Here is a 20971-nt window from a genome sequence, read left to right as displayed (position 1 = left end):
AGAAAAAAGCCGGAGCCCTGACGGCCCCGGCTTTGCGGGAGAGAGATAGACCGGGCCTACTTGGCCCAGCTGTCCCGCATCCCCGCCGCGCGGTTGAACACCACCTGTCCGCCGGCGGCGTCGCCCTTCGTGTCGCGCACGAAGTAGCCATGCCGTTCGAACTGGATGCCCACGCCGGGCTCGGCCTTCGCCAGCGACGGCTCGACGAAGGCCGTGCACACCTCGAGGCTGTGCTTGTTCAGCTCGTCCAGCAGCTCGCCGCCGCCGGGGTTGGCTTCGGCGAACAGGCGCTCGTACAACCGCACCTCGGCCTGCACGGCATCGGCCGCGGCGACCCAGGTGATGTTGCCCTTGACCTTGATCGCGTCCGCGCCGGGCGTGCCGCTCTTGGTATCGGGCACCAGCGTGGCCTGCACTTCGAGGAGCTTGCCGTCGGCGTCGCGCGTGGCGCCGATGCATTCGATGACGTGGCCGTACTTCAGGCGCACCTTGTTGCCGGGGAACAGGCGGAAGAAGCCCTTGGGCTGCACGTCTTCGTAGTCGGTGCGCTCGATCCAGACCTCACGGCCGAGCTTGAATTCGCGCTTGCCCATCTCGGGGTGGTGCGGGTGCACGGGGGCGGAGCAGTCGTCGAGCGCGTCGTCGCCGCCCATCAGCTCACCCCAGTTGGTGATGACCAGTTTCACCGGGTCGAGCACGGCCATGGCGCGCGGCGCGATGGGGTCGAGGGTGTCGCGCAGCGCGGCCTCGAGGCTGGCGTATTCGATCCAGCCGCCCGACTTGGTGGTGCCGCTGCGTTCGCAGAACAGCTGCAGCGCGGCGGGCGTGTAGCCGCGGCGGCGCAGGCCGGCGATGGTGGGCATGCGCGGGTCGTCCCAGCCGTCGACGTGTTTCTCTTCGACGAGCTGGCGCAGCTTGCGCTTGCTGGTCATCACGTGGGTGACGTTCAGGCGGGCGAACTCGTACTGGCGCGGATGCGGGCTGGCGACGAGACCGCCTTCGGCCAGGCGGTCGAGCAGCCAGTCGTAGAAGGGGCGCTGGTCTTCGAATTCGAGCGTGCAGATGGAGTGGGTGATCTGCTCCAGCGCGTCTTCGATCGGGTGCGCGTAGGTGTACATCGGGTAGATGCACCACTTGTCGCCCGTGTTGTGGTGCGTGGCCCGGCGGATGCGGTACAGCGCGGGGTCGCGCATGTTGATGTTGGGGCTCGCCATGTCGATCTTGGCGCGCAGGATGGCGGCGCCGTCGGCGAGCTTGCCGTCGCGCATCTCGCGAAAGCGCGCCAGGTTTTCGTCGGGCGTGCGGCTGCGAAAACGGCTGTCGGTGCCGGGCGTGTTGAAGTCGCCGCGGTTGGCGCGCATTTCTTCGGGCGTCTGCTCGTCGACGTACGCCAGGCCGGCGCCGATCAGGTACTCGGCGGCTTCGTACATGAAGTCGAAGTAGTTGCTGGCGAAGTACTCGTGCTCCTGAATCGTGCCGGGCGCGCTGGGGCGGTCGGCCAGGTAGGTTTCGTAGCCGAGCCACTTCACGGCGTCGCGGATGGAATCGACGTACTCCTGCTCTTCCTTCTCGGGGTTGGTGTCGTCGAAGCGCAGGTGGCACACGCCGCCGTATTCCTTGGCCAGCTCGAAATTCAGCCAGATGCTCTTGGCGTGGCCGATGTGCAGGTAGCCGTTGGGCTCGGGCGGAAAGCGCATGCGCACCTTGGCGGGGTCGGGCATGCCCTGGGCGTGGTGGGCGGCGTCGCCCGGGGAACCGCCCCAGGTGCGGCCTGCGTAGGCACCCTGTGCGAGGTCGTTCTCGATCACATGGCGCAGGAAATTGCTCGGTGCAGCGGTCGTTTTGGTGCCGCTTTTGTCGGTCGGGGAGGTCATCGCGTCATTCTAGAGGGGGCCCTGTCGGGGTTACTTTTGGCAACGCTCTTCACAATGCAGCGTCCACCCGCTTTGCAATTGCAGCGTTCAATACGGACATGGGGCGCACAACGCCCCCCAACAAGGAGTCCCACATCATGAGCGTCACACGTTCTACCTTCTTCAAATGGGCCGCCGCCGGTGCGGTGGCCTTCGGTGCGCTGTTTGCCGCCACCTCGGCCAGCGCCCGCGGCGACGTGAGCTGGTCGATCGGCGTCGGCGTGCCCGGCGTGGCGGTCGGCGTGGGCGGTCCCGCCTACTACCCGGCCCCGGTCTATGCGCCGCCGGCCCCGGTGTATTACGCACCGCCGCCCCCGGTCTACTACCGTCCGCCGCCGCCGGTGTACTACCGTCCGGCACCGGTCTACTACGCACCGCCGCCGGCCTATTACGGCCCGCGCTACTACGGTCGTGGTTATCACCGCGGTCATGGCCACGGACACGGCCACTGGCGCTGATTTACAACGCCATTCGTGACTGAATGAAAAAAGCCGGCCCCGAAAAGGCCGGCTTTTTGCTGCGTGCCCGGCGCCTGGATTTCACATGGCGCGAAACAGGTGGGCGTAGAGCCGGCTGACCGGGATCTTCTCGGCCCGCCCGCGCAGCGCGAGGTGCAGCTTGCCGGCCTCGTCGCGGTGCACCGCCTCGATGGCCGCGCTGCGCACCACCACCGCCCGGTGCACCTGCCAGAAGGTGTCGGCATCGAGCTGGGGCAACAGTTGCTTGAGGGGCGTGCGGATCAGGTACTCCTGCGTGGCGGTGAGCACGCGCAGGTACTTGTCGGCGGCCTCGAAATACAGCACCTCGTCGATCGGCACCATGCGCACGGTGGCGCCGCCCGCATCGCTGGCGGCGATCATGCGCAGCGGCGCTGACGATGCCGACGATGCCGACGGTGCACCGCCGGCGGCGCCCAGCACCTGGCGCCACTGGGCGAGGGTCCGCTCCAGCACCTCGTCAGGCGGCACGGGCGGGGTCATCGACGGCGCGGCCGCCGCCAGCGCCTGCCGCAGCCGCGCCACGGTCTTGCGCAGGCGCTCGGGCTGCACGGGCTTGAGCACGTAGTCGATGGCCTCGGCCTCGAAGGCGCGCGCGGCGTACTCGTCGTAGGCGGTCACGAACACCAGCTGCGGCATCGGCGCTTCGTCGGTGGGCCAGCTGTCGGCCAGCTCGGCGGCGGCGCCCAGGCCGTCCAGGCCGGGCATGCGGATGTCGAAGAACAGCACCTGCGGCAGCAGCCGCAGCGCCTCGCGCACGGCGCTGCGGCCGTCGCGGGCGGTGGCGACCACGCGCAGCTCGGGCCAGGCGGCGGCCAGTTCGGCCTGCAGGGCCTGGGCCAGCAGGGGTTCGTCTTCGGCGATGAGGGCGGTGAGGGGCATCGTCTTCTTCTTGTTGTCGTGGAGGCCTGTTCAGGCGGGCAGGGGAAGGTTCAGGGTGACGCACGTCCCGCCGCCCGCGGGCGTGGGGTGCAGGCTCAACCGGCCTTGTTCACCGTACACGGTGGCCAGCCGCTCGCGCACCTGTTCGAGCCCGAAGCCGCCGCCTTCCGAGGGCTGCCGCGTGGCATCGAGCCCGACGCCGGTGTCGCTCACCTCGATGACCAGTTCGCCCGCCTCGCGGCGCGCGCGCACGGCGATCTCGCCACCTTCGACCTGGGGCTCGAGGCCGTGGCGGATGCTGTTCTCGACCAGCGGCTGCAGCAGCAGCGGCGGCACGGGCGTGTCGCGCAGATCCTCGGGCAGCTCAAGCGTGTAGCGCAGGCGCTCGCCCATGCGCACCGACATCAGTTCGAGGTAGTCGCCCAGCCGGTCGAACTCGGCCGACAGCGGATGCGACAGCGCGCGCGAGCCGCTGAGCGTCATGCGCAGGTAACTGTTGAGCCGGTCGAGCATCGCCACGGCGCGCGGCGGATCGACGGTGATCAGCACACGCAGGTTGGCCAGCGTGTTGAAGAGCATGTGTGGCTCGAGCTGGGTTTCGAGCAGCTTGAGGCGCGCGTCGGTGGCGTCTCGCTGTGCCAGGTCGAGCTGGCGCTGCATGTGCTTGCTGCGCCCGAGGCTGTAGAAGAAGTAGCACATGCCGATGGTGGCCGCCAGCGTGATGACGATGGTGGAGACCATCCGGTGCCGGGCGAAGCCGGTGAAGTCGAACAGCGGCCGGCCGACCCAGGCGTCCCCGATGGCGCCGCCGCCGAGGAAGCCCAGTGTGACGCCGAAGGCCACCAGCACGAAGCCCCAGGGCCCGTGCGGCCAGAGCACGTTCTGGTGGCCGCTGATGAACAGGCGCCCGGTGTCGATGACCAGCCAGCTGATCGTTCCGATCGACAGCGAATACACCATCTGCGAACTCCAGCTGCCCATGCCCGAGACCGTCAGCGCTGCGGCGATGACGCAGCAGAAGGTGGCCGTGATCAGGCCGTGCCGCAGGATGTCTCGCAGGTTCTCGGCGCGAAAGCGCGACGGGCGTGGCGTGTCGTCCGCCGTGGCCGTCACCGGCGGTCCCCGCCACCTAGCGCGCGGCGTTCACGTTCCAGCAGTCGGTCGTACAGGCCGCCGCCGGGCGCGATGAGCCAGACCACGGCGCCGTGGATCAGCAGGCCCAGGCCCCAGCCCATGAGCGGGTACACGGCCCAGTTGTGGCCGCGCGAGGCGGCAAGTGCAACCAGCCCGACGTTGACGACCACGTAGACGAAGGCGTGGATGAACCAGCCCATCTTGGCGCCGGCGCGGCGGCGGGCGCGCCGCTCGATGTCGGCGGACGAAGAAGAGGAGGAGGAAGAGGACATGGGGGTCATGACAGCTCCTTGAGAGAGACAGGTGAAATGGGAACGAAGTCGCTGGCGGCCGGTGCCGGCATCGACGGTGAAGGTGGCAGCGCCGCGCGCTGGCGCAGCTCCTCGGTGGTCTCGCCCGGCCCGTCCGCCCGCCAGCCCGGCGGCTTCACCAGGTAGCCGACGAAGGCGCGCAGCGAACGCGCCGAGCGCAGGTCGCGCCATTGGCTGAACTCGATCTCGAACAGGTTGTACGAGGTGATCGGCTTCACCAGTCCGTAGCGGCAGGGCAGGTCGGCGCGCTCGGGGATGTAGGTGCCGAACAGGCGGTCGAACACGATCAGCACGCCGCCGTAGTTGCCGTCCAGGTACTCCAGGTTCGAGGCGTGATGCACGCGGTGGGCCGAGGGCGTGTTCAGCACCCATTCGAGCGGGCCGAGCTTCGGAATCCAGGTCGCGTGAATCCAGAACTGGTAGAGCAGGTTCAGCGTGAGCATCAGCAAGATGATCCGCGGCGGCATGCCCAGGAGCGGCGCCAGCAGGAAGAAGGCCAGCGTGCCGGTGAGCCGGCCGGTCCAGCCGAAGCGGTAGGCGGCCGACAGGTTCAGCTGGTTCGGCGAATGGTGCACGGCGTGGGTGCACCAGAACCAGCGCACGCGGTGCGCGGCGCGGTGGTACCAGTAGTAGCAGAACTCCTGGCCGACGAAGCAGGCGAGCCAGCCGGTCCAGTGGTCCATCGGCAGCGTGAAGAGCCGGTGGGCATAAAGCCAGTCCATGGCGCCGACCCAGAAGGCCAGCGGCAGCAGCCAGCGCAGCGGGTATTCGCGCACCAGAAAATCGAAGACCGAGATGCCCGCCGCCTTCCAGTCGTAGCTGCGCCAGCCGTTGCGCCACGACAGCACCAGCGCTTCGGCCAGCGAGGCAAGCAGCACCACCGAGATGGAAATCTTGAGGATCAACACGAGCACGGTCATGGCGGTTCCTGGCGGCGAAGGGCGGGCGGGGCGCCGGAATCTTAGGCCGCGCGGGCGCTGCTGACCATCGCGCCCGACGCGGCGGCCAGGCGCCACAGGCGCGCGGCGCGGGCCGCGAAGATGCCGCTGAAGGCGCCGTACAGCGCCGGCACGCCCAGGGCGAAGGCGGCCTGGTGGCGCAGCTCAGGGTGCATGGCCAGCGACACGCCCACCACGTACTTGGTGAGGAAGATGCCCATCATGAGCATCAGCGGCACGGCGGTGCCGGCCACCTCGAACTGGCGCGCCGCGGCGTCGTAGCGCGTGGTCGCCGGCAGCGGACGGCGCAGCACCAGCACCATGAGCAGCAGCGCGGCCACGGCCCAGCCGAGCAGGGCGCCGGCCGACTCGCCGGACACCGACACCACGCCCCAGAACGACAGGCCGGCCATGGCGACCGGCATCACCAGCACGCGGTTCAGGCCGATGCGGTTGGCCACGAGCTGCCGGCCACCGAGCCAGGCCAGCAGGACGAACACGGCGAACACCCACTTCGGGGTGTGAAGAAGGATTTGCATCAGCATGGGAGGCTCCGTTGGGTGGAAGGAAATGAGGGCAGGGAGGGAATCGATGGAGCGGACTGTGCCGATGCCGCCCGGCCGCCGCCACGGCCATGCGACGAAATGCGGGTGGGCGGCGTGAAGTGCCGGTCGCCGGCGCGAATGGCGACCCCGGCGATGGCGGGGCGCCGCGCAAACGGAAGCTTTACCGTCGCTTTACGGCACGGAAAACTGCGGGAGTGATATTTCGCGCTGTACTCTAGGCCGCCTCCCTTCAGGCCGCCTTTTCGCACCCCTTCGCACGCACCGCCCATGGATTCCCAAACGCCCCCCGAACCCCTGCCACCCGTCGTGTCGCCGACCCATCCTCCGGCGCGCCGGCGCCGCTGGGTCGGGAGCCTGCTGGCCCTGCTGCTGCTCGTGGCGCTCGGGGGCGGTGCCTGGTACCTGGTGCAGCGTTCCAAGTCACCGGCACCGGGCGCGGGCGGACCGGGTGCAGGCGCAGGCCGCCCAGGTGGCGGCGGGCCCGGCGGTCGGGCGGGCGGCGGAGGCCCGGCCTCCAGCACCGTCGGCACCGCCGTCGCGCGGCAGGCCGACATCCCGGTGCAGCTCGAAGCGCTGGGCACCGTCACGCCGCTGGCCAACGTGACGGTGCAGCCGCAGGTGTCGGGCGTGCTCACGGCCGTGCTGTTCAAGGAAGGCCAGATGGTCAAGAAGGGCGACGTGCTCGCCACCATCGATCCACAGCCCTTCGAGAACGCGCTGGCGCAGGCCGCCGGTGCCCGCCAGCGCGACGAGGCCCAGCTGGCCGCGGCGCGCGTCACGCTGCAGCGCTACCAGACGCTGCTCGGGCAGGACTCCATCGCCCGCCAGGACGTCGACACCCAGGCCGCGCTGGTCAAGCAGCTCGAAGGCACCGTGGCCATCGACCGCGCCAACGAGAACACCGCCAAGCTCAACCTGGCCTGGAGCCGCATCACGGCGCCGGTGAGCGGGCGCATCGGCCTGCGGCCGGTGGACGCGGGCAACTACATCTCGACCGGCAGCACCGGCGGCGTGGCCACCATCACGCAGATCGCGCCCATCGACGTCGAGTTCGCCATTCCGCAAGACCGCGTGCCCGAGGTGCAGGAGCGGCTGGGCCAGGGCGCCACGCTCGCCACCACCGCCTTCGACCGCACGCGCACGCGCCGGCTGGCCGACGGCAGTTTCTCCACGCTCGACAACATGGTCGACACGCAGACCGGCACCGTGAAGGCCAAGGCGCGCTTCACCAACGCCGACGGCGCGCTGTTCCCGAACCAGTTCGTCAACCTGCGGCTGCTGCTGCGCACCGTGAGCAGCGCGGTGGTGGTACCGGTCACGGCGCTGCGCCACGGCCCGAACGGCGACTACGTGTACGTGGTGACGGCCGAGAACACGGCCTCGCAGCGGCCGGTGACGCGCGGCGAATCGAGCGTCGATTTCGCCTCCATCACCAAGGGCCTGCAGCCCGGCGAAACCGTGGTCACCGAAGGCGGCGACCGCCTGAAGGACGGCGCGCGCGTGCAGACCACGGTCGACCGGCCGGCGGGTGCGGCCTCGGGTGCGGCCGCGCCGGGCGGACGGCGTGGAGGACGCCGGCAGGAAGGTGGCGGTGGTGCAGGTGGTGCGCAAGGTGGCGGTGCCCGCCCGGCCGAAGCGGCGGCGCCGGCTTCGCCCTCGCAGGCCCCGGCCGCACCCGCTGCTGGAGCGGCGGCACCGGCTGCAGCGCCAGCGGCCACAGCGCCCGCACCTGCAGCAGCCCCTGCACCCGCAGCCACGCCCGCCAAGCTCCCCACCCCCGAGCAGCGCCAGCGCATGCTCGACGCGGCCAAGGACGATCCCGAACAACTCGAACGCCGCAAGCGTTTCCTCGAAGCCCTCGACCGCGGCGAACCGGCCGCGCTGGAGCGCTGGCAGCGCATGGCCGAGCGCGGTGGCGCCGGTGGCAGCGGCGAACGCGGCGGTGAGGGACGGCGCAGCCCATGAGCCCCTCGCGCCCGTTCATCCTGCGGCCGGTCGCCACCTCGCTGCTGATGCTGGCCATCGTGCTGGCCGGCCTTGTGGCGTTCCGCTTTTTGCCGCTGGCGGCGCTGCCGCAGGTCGACTACCCGACCATCCAGGTCCAGACGCTCTACCCCGGGGCCAGCCCCGAGGTCATGAGCAACACCGTCACCGCGCCGCTGGAGCGCCAGTTCGGCCAGATGTCGGGCCTGGACCGCATGAGCTCGACCAGCGCGGCGGGCGTGTCGATCATCACGCTGCAGTTCTCGCTGGGCCAGACGCTCGATGTCGCCGAGCAGGAAGTGCAGGCCGCCATCAACGCCGGCGGCTCGCTGCTGCCGGCCGACCTGCCCGCGCCGCCGGTGTACGCCAAGGTCAACCCGGCCGATGCGCCGGTGCTCACGCTGGCCATCACCTCCGACACGCTGCCGCTCACCGAGGTGCAGAACCTCGTGAACACCCGGCTCGCGCAGAAGATCAGCCAGGTCTCGGGCGTGGGCCTCGTGTCGCTCAGCGGCGGGCAGCGCCCGGCCGTGCGCATCCAGGCCAACACGCAGGCGCTGGCGGCCAACGGCATCGGGCTGGATTCGCTGCGCACCGCCATCAGCGCGGCCAACTCCAACGGCGCCAAGGGCAGCTTCGACGGCCCCAAGCGCGCCTACACCATCAACTCGAACGACCAGCTGCTCACGGTCGACGACTACAAGAACCTCATCGTCAGCTACAAGAACGGCGCGCCGATCCGCATGGTCGACGTGGCGCGCGTGGTCAACAGCGCCGAGAACACGCAGCTCGGTGCCTGGGCCGGACGCAAGGTCGACGGGCAGGTGCAGCTCACGCCGGCCATCATCCTGAACGTGCAGCGCCAGCCCGGCGCCAACGTGATCGCCACCGTCAACGCCATCAAGAAGCAGCTGCCCGAGCTGCAGGCCGGCATGCCCGCGGGCCTGCAGGTCGAGGTGTTGAGCGACCGCACCGCCGGCATCCGCTCGTCGGTGCAGCACGTCGAGATGGAACTGGTGCTGGCCGTGGTGCTCGTGGTGCTGGTGATCTTCGCCTTCCTGGGCAGCCTGCGCGCCACCGTCATCGCCAGCATCGCCGTGCCGATCTCGCTGATCGGCAGCTTCGGCCTGATGTACCTGCTGGGCTACAGCCTGAACAACCTGAGCCTGATGGCGCTGACCATCGCCACCGGCTTCGTGGTGGACGACGCGATCGTCATGATCGAGAACATCGCGCGCTACATCGAGGAGGGCGAGAAGCCGCTGCAGGCCGCGTTCAAGGGCGCTGCGCAGATCGGCTTCACGATCATCTCGCTGACCGTGTCGCTCATTGCCGTGCTGATCCCGCTGCTGTTCATGGGCGACGTGGTGGGCCGCCTGTTCCGCGAGTTCGCCGTGACGCTGGCGATCACCATCCTGATCTCGGGCGTGGTGTCGCTCACGCTGGTGCCGATGATGTCGGCGCGCTGGCTCAAGCACGAGCCGAAGAAAGACGCATCGGGCACCGGCTTCGGCGCGCGCGCCCAGCGTTTCTTCGACGGCGTGATGGTGCGCTACGACCGCTCGCTGCACTGGGTGATCGCGCACCAGCCGCTCACGCTGCTGGTGGCGCTGCTCACCATGGTTCTGACCGTGGTGCTTTACCTCACGATCCCCAAGGGCCTGTTCCCCACGCAGGACACCGGCCAGCTTCAGGCCCGCGTGCAGGCCGCGCAAGACGTGTCTTTCGAGCGCATGGCGCAGCTGCAGCAGCAGGCCGCGCGCGCCATCCTCGAAGACCATGACGTCGAGAACCTCAGCTCCTTCGTCGGCGTGGACGCGGCCAACAACACGATGCTGCACACCGGCAGCATGCTCATCAACCTGACCCGCAGCCACGACAACCAGCAGGAGGTGATGGAGCGCCTGCGCGAGCGCGTGCGGCAGGTGGCCGGCCTCACGCTGTACCTGCAACCTACTCAGGACCTGACCATCGACGCCGAGACCGGGCCGACCGAGTACCGCGTGTCGCTCGAAGGCGTGAACAGTGCGCTGGTCACCGAGTGGATGCAGAAGCTGGTGGCGAAGCTGCAGGAGTCGGACAAGGTGCGCAACGTGAGCAGCGATGCCGGGGCGCAGGGGCTGGCGGCGTATGTGAACGTGAACCGCGACACGGCGTCGCGGCTGTCGATCACCGCGAGTTCGGTGGACGACGCGCTGTACAGCGCTTTCGGGCAGCGCATCGTGTCGACGATCTTCACCGAGACGAATCAGTACCGCGTGATCCTCGAGGCCCAGCCTGGCATGGTGAACACGCCGCAGACGCTGGGGCAACTGAACCTCATTGCGGGGTCGGGCACGGCGACGCCGTTGTCGGCGTTTGCGGAGATCAGCGAGCGGCAGGCGCCGTTGCAGATCACGCACGTGGCGCAGTATCCGGCGAGTACGTTGAACTTCGATACGGCGCCGGGGGTGTCGCTCGGTGGATCGGTTGCCGCGATTCGCGCGGCTGCTAAAGAGATCGGGCTGCCAAGCAGTGTGACGATGACTTTTCTGGGGGCTTCTGGGGCTTATGAGAAGTCGTTGTCGAATCAGCTGTGGTTGATTTTGGCGGCGGTGGTTTGTGTGTACATCGTTCTCGGGGTGCTGTACGAGAGCTATGTGCATCCGTTGACGATCTTGTCTACGTTGCCTTCTGCTGGGGTTGGGGCTTTGCTTGCCTTGATGCTGACCGGCAATGACCTGGGGGTGATCGGGATCATCGGGATCATCCTGCTGATCGGCATCGTGAAGAAGAACGCGATCATGATGATCGACTTTGCTATCGATGCTGAGCGGACGCAGGGGAAGTCTGCTCGTGAAGCCATTCATCAAGCTGCGTTGTTGCGGTTTCGGCCGATCTTGATGACTACGTTGGCGGCTTTGTTTGCTGCTGTGCCCTTGATGTTCAGTTTTGGGGACGGGGCGGAGTTGCGACGTCCTCTCGGGTTGGCGATCTTTGGGGGGTTGATCGTTAGTCAGTTGCTGACTTTGTTTACTACGCCTGTTATTTATCTGGCGTTTGATCGGTTGGGTGGGGGGAGTGCTCGTAGGTCTTCTGCTGAGCTTGAGGAGGAGACGGCTTGATCTGTTTGTTCTCCTGCTGTTCTTTTGTGTTCCGGGGCCGGGTCTCGCCCCGGCAGGCGACCTACTTTTCTTTGCTTCGCCAAAGAAACGTAGGCAAAAGAAAGGCGACCCCACTGTCTGCGACCCTCCGCTTCGCTACGGGCAACCTGCGGTGCTCACGTTTCGCGGGGTCTCGCAGAACTCGCTTCGCTCAAACAGCTGCGAGCCCTGATCCGCGAAACGCTCCGCTCCTCGGCGCAGCCAGAGGGGAGGGGAGCTTCGGGCCGTCGCGTCGCTCGGCCCGGGGGTACCAACAGCCGAATTCAATGCCCGCGCGCGCGCCCGCGGCTTCCCCTACGCGCAGTTCTTTGCCAACGCCCACGCACCAACCACTCCCAGCTGCAGCAGGCGCGAAGCGCCTGCTGCAGCCCACAGGCCGAGCGAAGCGATGGCCCGTTGGTATCCGAAGCCCTTCTGTATGCGCCGAGGAGCGCAGCGTTTCGCGGATCAGGGCTCGCCCTTGTTTGAGCGAAGCGAGTTTGGGCGAGACCCCGCGAAACGCGAGCACCGCAGGTTGCCCGAAGCGAAGCGTAGGGACGCAGACAGTAGGGTCGCCTTTCTTTTGCCTACGTTTCTTTGGCGAAGCAAAGAAAAGTAGGTCGGCCGCCGGGCCGAGACCCGGCCTCGGGAAGCAAAACGAGGCACTGCGATGAACCTGTCGCGTCCTTTCGTCCGCCGCCCCATAGGCACAGTCCTCCTGACCATAGGCATCGCCCTGGCAGGAATCGCAGCGTTCTTCGTCCTACCAGTCTCCCCGCTACCCCAAGTCGACTATCCAGTCATCTCGGTAAGAGCCTCGATCCCAGGCGCAAGCCCAGAGACGATGGCAACCAGCGTCGCCACGCCACTGGAAAGACACCTGGGCACCATCGCAGGCGTCAACGAAATGACGTCCACCAGCTCCGTAGGCTCCTCCCGAGTCACGCTGCAATTCGACCTCAGCCGCAACATCGACGGCGCCGCCAGAGAAGTCCAGGCCGCCATCAACGCCAGCCGCGTAGACCTGCCTGCGACATTAAGAAGCAACCCCACCTACCGCAAAGCCAACCCGGCGGCGTCGCCAGTCATCATCCTGGCCCTCACGTCCAAAACAAAGACCCCAGGCCAGATCTACGACGCCGTCTCCAACATCGTCAGCCAGCGCCTGTCTCAGGTAGACGGCGTAGGCGACGTAGAGATCGGCGGCGGCTCGCTCCCCGCGGTACGCATCGAGCTGCTCCCCTTCGCCCTCAACCGCTACGGCATCAGCACCGAAGACGTGCGCGCAGCGATCCAGGCGTCCAACGCCAACCGCCCCAAGGGCATGGTCCAGGGCGAAGGCCGCAAGCTGCAGATCTACACCCAGACCCCGGCGCTGCGCGCGAGCGACTACGCCTCGATGGTCGTGGCCTGGCGCAACGGCGCGGCGGTGCGGCTGCGCGAGGTGGCCGACGTGATCGACGGTGTGGAAGACACGCGCACGCTGGGCCTGTTCAACGGCGAGCCGGCGATCATCGTGCTGATCACGCGCCAGCCCTCGGCCAACATCATCGAGACCGTCGACAACGTGCGCGCGCTGCTGCCCGAGCTGCAGGCACAACTGCCGCCGGACGTGACGCTGCAGGTCGCCTCGGACAGCACCAACTCCATCCGCAGCTCGCTGCGCGAAGTGGAGATGACGCTGGTCATCGCGGTGCTGCTCGTCGTGCTGGTGGTCAGCCTCTTCCTGCGCAGCGTGCGCGCGACGGTGGTGCCGGCGGTGGCCACGGTGGTGGCACTGCTGGGCACGTTCGGGGTGATGCACCTGCTGGGCTTCAGCCTCAACAACCTGAGCCTGATGGCGCTCACGGTGGCCACGGGCTTCGTGGTGGACGACGCCATCGTGGTGCTGGAGAACACCAGCCGCCACATCGAATCGGGCATGTCGCGCATGAAGGCGGCGCTGCTCGGCGCGCAGGAGGTGGGCTTCACGGTGCTGTCGATCAGCGTGTCGCTGGTGGCGGTGTTCATTCCGCTGCTGTTCATGGGCGGGCAGGTGGGGCGGCTGTTCCGCGAGTTCGCGGTCACGCTGTCGGCGGCGGTGCTGATCTCGCTGGTCATTTCGCTCACCACCACGCCGATGATGTGCGCGTGGATGCTCAAGCCCGGCGGCGAGCACGACAAGAACAAGCCGCAAGGCCGCTTCGGCCGCGCGGCGGCGCGCAGCTACGACTGGATGCTCAAGCGCTACGAGAGCGCACTCGACTGGGCGCTGGACAGCAAGGCGATCGTCATGGTCGTGCTGCTGGCGGTGGTGGGGCTGAACGTCTACCTGTTCAGCGCGGCGCCCAAGGGCTTCTTCCCGCAGCAGGACAGCGGGCAGCTCAACGGCGGCCTGCGCGCCGACCAGAGCATTTCGTCGCAGGCCATGGGCGCCAAGCTGCGCGAGGTGGTCGACATCATCCGCAAGGACGAGGCGGTCGACACCGTGGTGGGCTTCACGGGCGGCGGGCGCGCGGGCGGCGGCTTCATGTTCGTCAACCTGAAGCCGGCCAGCCAGCGCAAGGACAGCGGCCTGGCGGTGATCGCGCGGCTGCGCCCGCAGCTGGCGCAGGTGACGGGGCTGCGCGTGTTCCTCGGCCCGGTGCAGGACGTGCGCTCGGGCGGGCGCTCCAGCAACTCCACCTACCAGTACACGCTCAAGAGCGACAGCCTGTCTGACCTGCGCACCTGGGCCGTGAAGCTGGCCGACGAGATGAAGCAGCAGCCCACGCTGACCGACATCGACACCGACCAGGACCAGAACGGCGTGGAGACGGTGGCCAAGGTCGACCGCGACAGCGCACGGCGGCTGGGGCTCACCTCCACCGCCATCGACAACGCGCTGTACAACGCCTTCGGCCAGCGGCAGGTGGCCACCATCTACACCGAGCTCAACCAGTACCACGTGGTGATGGAGTGGGCGCCGGGCTACACGCGCAGCCCGAACGCGCTGCGCGACGTGTACGTGCCGGCCACGAAGACCTCGGTGGTGGCGGGGCAGGCGGTGACCACGCAGGTGGCGGCCACGACGTCCACGGGCGGCACGACGACGTCTGCCAGCACCGCCGCCGCGACGGTGCCGGTGTCGGCCAACGCCGGCTCGCGCAACGCCTCGACCGGCAACGTGCTGAGCAACACGGCCACCGCGCTGGTGCCGCTGTCGGCGGTGGCAAAGTTCGAGGAGCAGTCGGTGGCCACGTCGGTGAGCCATGAAGACGGCGAGCTCGCCACCACCATCTCGTTCAACCTGGCCGAGGGCGCCAACCTCGGCGACGCGCGCGAGGCCATCGCCAAGGCCGAGGCCAACATCGCCATGCCGACCAACGTGCGCGGCGCCTTTGCCGGCACCGCGCTGAGCGCGCAGCAGTCGCAGGGGCAGCAGGCGATGCTGATCGTGGCGGCGCTGGTGGTGATCTACATCGTGCTGGGCATCCTGTACGAGAGCCTGGTGCATCCGGTGACGGTGCTCTCGACGCTGCCCTCGGCCGGCGTGGGCGCGGTGCTGGCGCTCTTGATGTTCCGCATGGAGTTTTCCATCATCGCGCTGATCGGCGTGTTCCTGTTGATCGGCATCGTGAAGAAGAACGCCATCCTGATCATCGACTTCGCGCTGGAGGCCGAGCGCTCGCGCGGCCTGAGCCCGCTCGAGGCGGTGCGCGAGGCCTGCCTGCTGCGCTTCCGCCCGATCTTGATGACCACCCTGGCCGCCGCGCTCGGTGCGCTGCCGCTGGCCATCGGCTTCGGCGAGGGCGCCGAGCTGCGCCGGCCGCTGGGCGTGGCGATCATCGGCGGGCTCATCGCGAGCCAGCTGCTGACGCTGCTCACCACGCCGGTGGTGTACCTGCTGCTGGACAAGCTGCGCCGCCGCGGCAAGAACGAACACGCGCTGAGCCGCGCTCCGGCCGTCTGAGACCCATGACCATGAATGCCTCCCTTTCTTCTATCGGCCCTTCACGCCGTTTCTTCGCGCTGAGCACGCTCGCGTTGGCCGCCGTGCTCGCCGGCTGCGCCGTGGGCCCGGCCTACAAGGTGCCCGAGTCGGCGGCATCGGCCGGCTGGAAGGAACAGCCCGCCGCCGACGGCTGGCTGCCCGCCGCGCCGGCCGACGCGCTCGACCGCGGCGAGTGGTGGAAGCTCTTCGGCGACGCCACGCTCGACGAACTCGCGGCGCGCGTGCAGGTGTCGAACCAGAACATCGCCGCCGCCGTCGCCAACTACACGCAGGCCCAGGCGCTGGTGCGCGAGCAGCGCGCGGGGCTGTTCCCGTCGGTGTCCTTCGACGGCAGCGGCAAGCGCTCGGGCACGGTGGGCGGCAACGCCTCGGCCAGCCCGTCGAACACCTTCGGCGCCACGCTGGGCGCGAGCTGGACGCCCGACGTGTGGGGCCGCCTGCGCGAGGCCGTGAACAGCGCGCAGGCCAACGCCCAGGCCAGCGAGGCCGACCTGGCCTCGGCGCGGCTGTCGGCCGTCGGCGACCTGGCGACCAACTACTTCTCGCTGCGCGAGGCCGACGCCGAGATCGTGCTGCTCGACGAAACCATCCTCGGCTACCGGCGCGCGTTCGAGATCACGAGCAACCGCTACGCCGCCGGCATTGCCGCGCAGACCGACGTGCTGCAGGCGCAGACGCAACTGGTGAACGCCAAGGCCGACCGCGTGGGCCTGCAGCGCACGCGCGCCACGCTGGAGCACGCCATCGCGATGCTGGTGGGCGTGGCGCCGGCCGACTTCAGCCTGCCGCCCGCGCGCTGGACGCCCACGGTGCCCGGCGTGCCGACCGGTGTGCCCTCGACGCTGCTGCAGCGCCGTCCCGACATCGCGGCGGCGGAGCGCGCGGTGGCCGCGGCCAATGCGCAGATCGGCGTGGCGCGCTCGGCTTATTACCCGAACATCTCGCTCACGGCCTCGGTCGGCAGCAACGCCAGCCGCGTGAGAGACCTCTTCGGCGCGGCCAACACGCTGTGGGGGCTGGGCCTGTCGGTGGCGCAGGTGGTGTTCGACGCGGGCGCCATCAGTGCCAGCGTCGATGCCGCCAAGGCCGGCCACGAGGCCAGCGTGGCGCGCTACCGGCAGACCGTGCTGGCCGCGTTCCAGACCGTGGAAGACCAGCTGACCACCGGCGCCACGCTGGCGCAGCAGGAAGGCTTGCGCCGCGAGGCCACGGCAGCGGCCGACAAGACCGAGCAGCAACTGCTCAACCGGTATCGCGCGGGGCAGGTGAGCTACACCGATGTGGTGCAGGCGCAGGCCGCCGCACTGAGCGCGCGGCGCGCGCTCGTGCAGCTTCAGGTCAATCGCCAGGCCGCGGCAATCGCGCTGATCCAGGCCATGGGCGGCGGCTGGCAGGCCGACTGGATGGGGGCGACCCGCCCGGTCGACAACAGCACTTCAAACAACAGCGCCGCTTCCCGCACACCGTAAGGGGCGGGTGTCGCGGGCGGGCATGGGAACCTGCCTGGCCCGTCGGCCCGACCGGCGCGAACACCGGACCGGGCGTCGTCGCTTCGCGGCGGTGGTCACCGCTCGGCGCTCACAGGATCGCTCTCTCCCCATCAGTGCGCTGGTCGGTCGAGGGCCTCGCCCAGGTAGTCCTTGTCTGTCACCAGGACCCAGAGGGCGAGCACCATGATCACCGCAGCCACGAGGACTGCATTGACCAGCGCCGGCTCGACCATGCGGAAGTCGAGCAACCAGGGCGACACCGCCAGCCAGGCTGCCAGCGCCACTTCGGTCCACTCTTCCCACTGGTGCGGCACGAAGGTCGCGCCCAAGGCCACGGCGCCCAGCACGATGCCGGTCGCCACCATGGTCCACATGGCGAGCGAATTGCCCTGAAAGCCCAGTACCCATGGCGAGACGATCAGCCACACGCCGGCGACGGCGTTGACGGGGTCCTGCCAATGCTTCACATGCTTCATGGTCGTACCTCCTGTCGCAGCACGACGCCACGACACTGGTTGGACTGCCGCGCCGCGCCGTGGTTCCGCCATGCGGCATGGCGCCGGCCGCGCGGGGCTTGCGGATCGGCGCCGCCTTCCTATACTTGAGTGCGCACTCAACTAAACGAACGATGGAGACCGCCCGCGCATGGCCCGCCCCCGCAGTGTCGACAAGCACAACGCCATCCTCGAGGCGGCGCTGGTCGAGTTCGGCCGGCGCGGCGTGTGGGCCACGCCGACCTCGGCGATCTCGCGCACCGCGGGCGTGGCCGAGGGCACGCTGTTCACCTACTTCGCGAGCAAGGCGCTGCTGACCGACGCGCTGTACCGCGCGCTGAAGACCGAGCTGGCCGGCGTGATGCTGGCCGACTGGCCCGAGGCCGCCGATCCGCGCACCCAGTTCCGCCACATCTGGGACCGCTACGTGCGCTGGGGCGTGGCGCACCCCGGCAAGCTGCGCGTGCTGGCGCAGCTCAAGGTGTCCGACGAACTGAGCGACGAGAGCCGCGCCGCCGGCATGGCGCCGTTCGCGCGCCTGGAAGCGGTGGCGCAGGAGTGCATGCGGCGCGGGCTGGTCGTCGAGCGGCCGATGGAATTCCTGGGCGCGATGCTCACGGCCATGGCCGAGACCACCGTCGGCTACATCGCGCAGGCCGGCGACGCAGCGCCGGCCTTCGACTACGCCGAAGCCGGCTTCGAGATCTTCTGGCAAGGCATCGCCGTGCCGCCCTGACGACCTGACGACCTGACGACGACCCTACCTCCCGCACGAACGACAAGACCCACCGAAGAAAGACCACGCCATGCCCACACTCAAACGCCGCCACTTCGTGCTCGGCACCCTCGGCGCCGCCGGCGCCCTGGTCGTCGGCTGGGCCGCCACGCCGGCGGCTTCGCGCCTCGTGCCCGGCGCGCCGCTGCCGGCGGGCAACGGGCAGGTCGCGCTCAACGGCTGGGTCAAGGTGGGCAGCGACGACACCGTCACGCTGGTGATGACGCAATCGGAAATGGGGCAGGGCACGCACACCGGCCTGGCGATGCTGCTGGCCGAAGAAATGGACGCCGCGGTGTCGCAGGTGCGGCTCGAGCAGGCCGGCTTCGACGCCATCTACAACAACCAGGCCATGATCCTCGACGCGCTGCCCTTCAGGCCCGGCGACGAGGGCTTCGGCAAGCGCGCGGCGCACCAGGTGGTGGGCAAGCTGCTGCGCACGATCCCGGGGCTCTCGGGCACGGGCGGCTCGTCGAGTGTCACCGACCAGTGGGGCCCGGTGCGCGAGGCCGGCGCGTCGGCGCGGCTCATGCTGGTGGGCGCGGCCGCCGCACAGTGGCAGGTGCCTGCCAGCGAATGCCGCACCGAGGCGGGCCGCGTGCTGCACCCGGCCTCCAACCGCAGCGCGCGCTTCGGTGAGCTGGCCGCAAAGGCCGCGCAGCAGCCGCTGCCCACGGCGGTGAAGCTCAAGGCGCAAGCCGACTTCCGCGTCATCGGCCAGCCGCAGCGGCGCATCGACAACGCCGGCAAGCTCAATGGCACCGCCACCTACGGCATCGACGTGCTGCCGCAGGGCCTGCTGTACGCCAGCATCGCCATGTGCCCGACGCTGGCCGGCCGCGTCGCGCGCTTCGACGCCAAGGCGGCCGAGGCGCTGCCCGGCGTGCGCAAGGTGATGGCGCTGGAACCGGTGGCCGCGAGCCTTGTCGGCACCGGCAGCACGGCGGGCGGCGTGGCGGTGATCGCCGACACGCCGTACCACGCGATGCGCGCGCTGAAGCAGGTCGACATCGAATGGGATCACGGCCCGGCCGCGAGCCTGTCGAGCGCCGAGATGATCGACCGCCTCGCGCGCACGCTCGACGCCGACGCGGGCAATGCGCGCCTCGATACCGGCGGCGTGGCGGCGGCGCTGAAGTCCGCCGCGCGCACGATCGAGGTCGAGTACCGCGTGCCCTTCCTGGCGCACGCCACCATGGAGCCGATGAACTGCACCGTGCAGTTCAAGGATGGCGCCGCCACCGTCTGGGCGCCCACGCAGGCGCCGGGCTTCGCGCGCGCCGCGGTCGCCAAGGCGCTGGGCATCGATGCCGAGAAGGTCACGCTGCACGTCACCTACCTGGGCGGCGGCTTCGGGCGGCGCTACTTCATCGACTTCCTGGTGCAGGCCGCGCAGCTCGCGCGCGAGGCCGGCGGCGCGCCGGTGCAGCTGATCTGGTCGCGTGAGGAAGACATGACGCACGACTTCTACCGGCCCGCCTACGTGGCGCTGTGCAAGGCCGGCTTCGACGCGGCGGGTGCGCTGGTCGCGTGGCAGACCACCAGCGCCGGCTCCAGCCTCGGGGCGCCGTCGTTCATGGACAACTCGACCGACGGCGCCTGGAACACCGCCTACGACTTCCCGCAGGCCCGCGTGGCGCACGTGCCGGTCGAATCGGCCGTCACCACCGGCATCTGGCGCTCGGTGGCGCATTCGCAGAACGGCTTCTTCGTCGAGAGCTTCATCGACGAATGCGCCGTCGCCGCCGGCAAGGACCCGGTGGCCTTCCGCGCCGGCCTGCTCGCGAAAGATGCGCGCCACCTGGCGGTGCTGAAGCGCGTGGCCGAGCTCTCCAAGTGGGGCGAGCCGCTGGCCGACGGACCCGACGGCACGAAGCGCGCGCGCGGCGTGGCCATCCACCGGGCCTTCGGCAGCATCGTGGCGCAGGTGGCCGAGGTGTCGGTGACGCCCGAGCGGCAGATCCGCGTGCACCGTGTGGTGTGCGTGATCGACTGCGGCCTGCCGGTCAACCCCAACCTGATCCGCCAGCAGATGGAAGGCGGCATCGTGTTCGGCCTGTCGGCCGCGCTGCGCGGCGAGATCACCGTGGCGCGCGGCCAGGTGCAGCAGAGCAACTTCCACGACTACACGCCGCTGCGCATCGACGAGTGCCCGGCCATCGAGGTCGACATCCTCGCCGGCACCGGCGCCGAGGTGCCGCCTGGTGGCGTGGGTGAGCCGGGCACGCCGCCCATCGCGCCCGCCGTGGCCAACGCCGTGTTCGCGCTGACCGGCCAGCGCCTGCGCAGCCTGCCTCTGCGGCTGGCCTGATCTCCCGGAACAGCAAGAAAGACACCCCATGACCACCACCACGCTGAAGATCAACGGCCAGACCGCCACCGTGAGCGCCGAGCCCGACACCCCGTTGCTGTGGGTGCTGCGCGGCGAGATGAAGCTCGTCGGCACCAAGTTCGGCTGCGGCAAGGCGCTGTGCGGCGCCTGCACCGTGCACCTGGACGGCCAGGCCGTGCGCTCCTGCGTCACCCCGCTGGAGGCCGTGGGCGGGCGCGAAGTCACCACCATCGAGGGCCTGAAGGGCCGGGAAGCCGACGCCCTGCGCGCGGCCTGGACCGAGGTCGACGTGGTGCAGTGCGGCTATTGCCAGAGCGGCCAGCTCATGTCGGCCTGCGCGCTGCTCAAAGCCACGCCCAAACCCAGCGACGACCAGGTCTCGGACGCCATGCGCGGCAACATTTGCCGCTGCGGCACCTACCCCCGGATTCGCGCCGCGATCCACCTGGCGGCAGAAACAGCGGGGCGGTAACGCAGAAACCGGGGTGGTTGTTTACAGAAGTTAATAATTTTTCCGTAATTCTCGAAAAAGTCGCCAGAACGGCATTTTTACGGAAATTG

Annotated in this window: 15 protein-coding genes; 8 read left to right on the top strand and 7 right to left on the bottom strand. The window is 69.1% G+C overall.

Annotation, left to right across the window (positions count from 1 at the left end; genetic code table 11):
• Window positions 1-56: 56 nt before the first annotated feature.
• Window positions 57-1874, bottom strand: coding sequence for a glutamine--tRNA ligase/YqeY domain fusion protein (locus tag FFI97_RS02905; protein WP_139706744.1), 1818 nt, complete (start codon window positions 1872-1874; stop codon window positions 57-59).
• A 137-nt stretch (window positions 1875-2011) separates the two neighbouring features.
• Between FFI97_RS02905 and FFI97_RS02900 the strand changes: the two genes are divergently transcribed.
• Window positions 2012-2371, top strand: coding sequence for a hypothetical protein (locus FFI97_RS02900; protein ID WP_139706742.1), 360 nt, complete (start codon window positions 2012-2014; stop codon window positions 2369-2371).
• A gap of 81 nt (window positions 2372-2452) precedes the next feature.
• Here the strand turns inward: FFI97_RS02900 and FFI97_RS02895 are convergent, their stop codons facing one another.
• The 5 genes from FFI97_RS02895 to FFI97_RS02875 are packed head-to-tail and all read right to left on the bottom strand — an operon-like array spanning window position 2453 to window position 6247.
• Window positions 2453-3292 carry a LytR/AlgR family response regulator transcription factor gene (locus FFI97_RS02895; RefSeq protein WP_144004357.1) on the bottom strand — a complete coding sequence of 280 codons (840 nt, stop codon included), beginning with the start codon at window positions 3290-3292 and terminating at the stop codon, window positions 2453-2455.
• Between the two features lie 30 nt (window positions 3293-3322).
• Window positions 3323-4405 carry a sensor histidine kinase gene (locus FFI97_RS02890; RefSeq protein ID WP_139706951.1) on the bottom strand — a complete coding sequence of 361 codons (1083 nt, stop codon included), beginning with the start codon at window positions 4403-4405 and terminating at the stop codon, window positions 3323-3325.
• A complete protein-coding gene (locus tag FFI97_RS02885; RefSeq protein WP_409574610.1) occupies window positions 4402-4707 on the bottom strand; it encodes a 2TM domain-containing protein in 306 nt (101 codons plus the stop codon). Before FFI97_RS02885 ends, FFI97_RS02890 begins: the two co-directional genes overlap by 4 nt.
• Window positions 4704-5657, bottom strand: a complete 954-nt coding sequence (locus tag FFI97_RS02880) for a sterol desaturase family protein (protein WP_139706949.1) — start codon at window positions 5655-5657, stop codon at window positions 4704-4706. The genes FFI97_RS02885 and FFI97_RS02880 overlap by 4 nt, the downstream gene beginning before the upstream one ends.
• 41 nt (window positions 5658-5698) lie before the next feature.
• Window positions 5699-6247 (bottom strand): DUF6622 family protein, encoded by a 549-nt coding sequence (locus FFI97_RS02875; protein ID WP_313906278.1) that lies wholly within the window; start codon window positions 6245-6247, stop codon window positions 5699-5701.
• 261 nt (window positions 6248-6508) lie between these two features.
• On the opposite strand from FFI97_RS02875, the gene FFI97_RS02870 reads away from it, so the two are divergent.
• The 4 genes from FFI97_RS02870 to FFI97_RS02850 all read left to right on the top strand — a co-directional run bounded on the left by FFI97_RS02870 (window position 6509) and on the right by FFI97_RS02850 (window position 16788).
• Complete coding sequence (locus tag FFI97_RS02870; RefSeq protein WP_144004356.1) at window positions 6509-8206, top strand: efflux RND transporter periplasmic adaptor subunit; 1698 nt, start codon at window positions 6509-6511, stop codon at window positions 8204-8206.
• Complete coding sequence (locus FFI97_RS02865) at window positions 8203-11328, top strand: efflux RND transporter permease subunit (RefSeq protein ID WP_139704439.1); 3126 nt, start codon at window positions 8203-8205, stop codon at window positions 11326-11328. Before FFI97_RS02870 ends, FFI97_RS02865 begins: the two co-directional genes overlap by 4 nt.
• Window positions 11329-12016: 688 nt before the next feature.
• Window positions 12017-15277 carry an efflux RND transporter permease subunit gene (locus tag FFI97_RS02855; protein ID WP_139704441.1) on the top strand — a complete coding sequence of 1087 codons (3261 nt, stop codon included), beginning with the start codon at window positions 12017-12019 and terminating at the stop codon, window positions 15275-15277.
• 11 nt (window positions 15278-15288) lie between these two features.
• Window positions 15289-16788 carry an efflux transporter outer membrane subunit gene (locus tag FFI97_RS02850; protein WP_139704443.1) on the top strand — a complete coding sequence of 500 codons (1500 nt, stop codon included), beginning with the start codon at window positions 15289-15291 and terminating at the stop codon, window positions 16786-16788.
• A 131-nt stretch (window positions 16789-16919) separates the two neighbouring features.
• Here the strand turns inward: FFI97_RS02850 and FFI97_RS02845 are convergent, their stop codons facing one another.
• Complete coding sequence (locus FFI97_RS02845; protein WP_062474873.1) at window positions 16920-17285, bottom strand: SPW repeat protein; 366 nt, start codon at window positions 17283-17285, stop codon at window positions 16920-16922.
• Between the two features lie 169 nt (window positions 17286-17454).
• Here FFI97_RS02845 and FFI97_RS02840 point away from each other — a divergent pair, with 169 nt between their 5' ends.
• The 3 genes from FFI97_RS02840 (at window position 17455) to FFI97_RS02830 (ending at window position 20882) form a co-directional block, all read left to right on the top strand.
• A complete protein-coding gene (locus tag FFI97_RS02840) occupies window positions 17455-18039 on the top strand; it encodes a TetR/AcrR family transcriptional regulator (protein ID WP_139704445.1) in 585 nt (194 codons plus the stop codon).
• Window positions 18040-18109: 70 nt separating this feature from the next.
• The gene (locus tag FFI97_RS02835) at window positions 18110-20389 is read left to right on the top strand and encodes a xanthine dehydrogenase family protein molybdopterin-binding subunit (RefSeq protein WP_139704447.1); all 2280 of its coding nucleotides are present in this window, start codon (window positions 18110-18112) and stop codon (window positions 20387-20389) included.
• A 28-nt stretch (window positions 20390-20417) separates the two neighbouring features.
• Window positions 20418-20882: a (2Fe-2S)-binding protein gene (locus FFI97_RS02830; protein ID WP_070062620.1), complete on the top strand. Its 465-nt coding sequence runs from the start codon at window positions 20418-20420 to the stop codon at window positions 20880-20882.
• Window positions 20883-20971: the final 89 nt, after the last annotated feature.

Origin of the sequence: Variovorax sp. KBS0712, from assembly GCF_006323185.2 — a bacterium.
Lineage (GTDB): Bacteria > Pseudomonadota > Gammaproteobacteria > Burkholderiales > Burkholderiaceae_C > Variovorax > Variovorax boronicumulans.
This window is presented reverse-complemented; position numbering and strand designations above follow the sequence as displayed.

Bases quoted from the DNA above. Each gene is read 5' to 3' on its own strand.
- FFI97_RS02905 (WP_139706744.1), bottom strand. From the start codon at position 1,874: ATGACCTCCCCGACCGACAAAAGCGGCACCAAAACGACCGCTGCACCG.
- FFI97_RS02900 (WP_139706742.1), top strand. From the start codon at position 2,012: ATGAGCGTCACACGTTCTACCTTCTTCAAATGGGCCGCCGCCGGTGCG.
- FFI97_RS02895 (WP_144004357.1), bottom strand. From the start codon at position 3,292: ATGCCCCTCACCGCCCTCATCGCCGAAGACGAACCCCTGCTGGCCCAG.
- FFI97_RS02885 (WP_409574610.1), bottom strand. From the start codon at position 4,707: ATGACCCCCATGTCCTCTTCCTCCTCCTCTTCTTCGTCCGCCGACATC.
- FFI97_RS02880 (WP_139706949.1), bottom strand. From the start codon at position 5,657: ATGACCGTGCTCGTGTTGATCCTCAAGATTTCCATCTCGGTGGTGCTG.
- FFI97_RS02870 (WP_144004356.1), top strand. From the start codon at position 6,509: ATGGATTCCCAAACGCCCCCCGAACCCCTGCCACCCGTCGTGTCGCCG.
- FFI97_RS02865 (WP_139704439.1), top strand. From the start codon at position 8,203: ATGAGCCCCTCGCGCCCGTTCATCCTGCGGCCGGTCGCCACCTCGCTG.
- FFI97_RS02855 (WP_139704441.1), top strand. From the start codon at position 12,017: ATGAACCTGTCGCGTCCTTTCGTCCGCCGCCCCATAGGCACAGTCCTC.
- FFI97_RS02850 (WP_139704443.1), top strand. From the start codon at position 15,289: ATGAATGCCTCCCTTTCTTCTATCGGCCCTTCACGCCGTTTCTTCGCG.
- FFI97_RS02845 (WP_062474873.1), bottom strand. From the start codon at position 17,285: ATGAAGCATGTGAAGCATTGGCAGGACCCCGTCAACGCCGTCGCCGGC.
- FFI97_RS02840 (WP_139704445.1), top strand. From the start codon at position 17,455: ATGGCCCGCCCCCGCAGTGTCGACAAGCACAACGCCATCCTCGAGGCG.
- FFI97_RS02835 (WP_139704447.1), top strand. From the start codon at position 18,110: ATGCCCACACTCAAACGCCGCCACTTCGTGCTCGGCACCCTCGGCGCC.
- FFI97_RS02830 (WP_070062620.1), top strand. From the start codon at position 20,418: ATGACCACCACCACGCTGAAGATCAACGGCCAGACCGCCACCGTGAGC.